We start from the raw sequence: 1,624 nt of genomic DNA on the forward strand, positions 1-1,624 counted from the left end.
AAACCAGCTAATAGTTGTCAATATTTTTCTCTAAAAAACTTAAATTAATTGTGATATACTTATTTTGCACATGCCAAATAACCCTCCTGAATTCTTTAATTGGAAGGCTTTGGAGTATTTGGTTAAGTTAACTAGTTACGCAATATCTTGGAAGGTAGAGTTGCTTTTCAATATGGCGTAAATCCAATGTAATAGTTTATTGGCACACGCAATTATCGCTACTTTATAAGGCTTTCCTTCTTCTCGTTTTTTATCATAAAATGCTCGTAATTTCTTGTTACGAGGAATGATTTCTTCCGTTGTCTTTTGCTTGCGAGCATCACGGATTGCGGAGCGAACCGCCATAAATAAGGCATGTCTCAGTCGGCTAGATCCTCTTTTAGTAATACGATTGACTGTCCCCTTGAATCGTCCGGATTCAAAGACACTGGGATCTATACCGGCAAAAGCTACTAGTTTTTTAGGATTATCAAATAAATCAATCTCCCCAATTTCTGAAATAATCGTTGCAGCGATTTTTTCACCAATACCAGGGATGGATTGGATAATCTTAAATTCTTCAATTTCTTTTGCCAAGGCACCTATTTGATCCTCAAGTTTAGATAGGTGCTTCTGGTATTCTAAAAGCATCTTGATATACATTTCTATGCTTAGGATATGACTTTGATAAAGGGTTTCCTGAAATGGATTACGATGTGCCGCAGCTATTAACTTTTCAGCCTTAGCTTCTGCCCATTCAATTGAACGTCTTGGGCAATATTCATGAATCTTTTCATCTAAAGTCTCTTTATCTATTTTTAAAACATCTTTGGATGTTGGATATTCCATGAGAGTAAGTAAAGAGACACTGGAATATAAGTCCCCAAAAACCCCACGATACTCAGGGAAAACCTGATCCAACACCGAATGAAATTGTAATTTAGTTTGTACATATATACTTGTGATGTTGTCATGTTGTCTTGTAAGATTACGCAAGTTTAAAAGGTGTATCCCACGTCTCTTTTGTGGCTCCAATTCTTCTTTGTAATACAGCTCGCAGAGATGTCTAGCGTCAATAATATCAGTTTTGACTTTACGTAAACTGGAACTCTTCGCCCTATAAGAAATCAAGGGATTTACAATGATAACCAAGTAATTATGCTTATCTAAATATTGAACAACTGGCGTGTGATAATGGCCTGTTGATTCAAGTACAACTGGAGGTTGTACACCAGATTCATTCTCGATCTCAATTAAAAAGTGAAGCAAAATTTCAAGACCTTCCAAGGTATGAGAAACTTTAAAACTACTTTTATAAGGTTTCTTTCTATCCAGATAACCCTGAATCTGACTCTCTCCTTTGGCTACATCCAGACCAACTACTGGATTCATTCGTTATCTCCTCCAAAAATATATTTGCCGGTACCCCTAATCCTTCTTGTAGTATCATAGCTTCGCTTGTTATACGGGATCATTGTCCCAACCAGCCTCAATCATGTTTCTACAAGTAGGGGGCGAACAGTTTAGCTGACGGGATCAAGTCCCACGGGTGCGTCCGTCCTGCCCCGGCTACAATGTAATAATAAGACCATAAAAAATAAGGTCAACCAGAAATATTTAACATCTGGTTAACCTTATAATACGA

1 protein-coding gene is annotated in these 1,624 nt (G+C 37.2%); it reads right to left on the reverse strand.

Annotation, left to right across the window (positions count from 1 at the left end):
- Positions 1–135 precede the first annotated feature (135 nt).
- On the reverse strand, positions 136–1,371 hold the full coding sequence (locus ACFSBH_RS12270; protein ID WP_251518027.1) for an IS110 family RNA-guided transposase: 1,236 nt from the start codon (positions 1,369–1,371) through the stop codon (positions 136–138).
- Between the last annotated feature and the right edge of the window lie 253 nt (positions 1,372–1,624).

Source organism: Oceanobacillus luteolus, assembly GCF_042678205.1.
GTDB lineage: Bacteria > Bacillota > Bacilli > Bacillales > Amphibacillaceae > Oceanobacillus > Oceanobacillus luteolus.

What these genes read in the sequence shown, in the direction of transcription:
- ACFSBH_RS12270 (WP_251518027.1), bottom strand. Translation starts at nt 1,371, where the DNA reads ATGAATCCAGTAGTTGGTCTGGATGTAGCCAAAGGAGAGAGTCAGATT.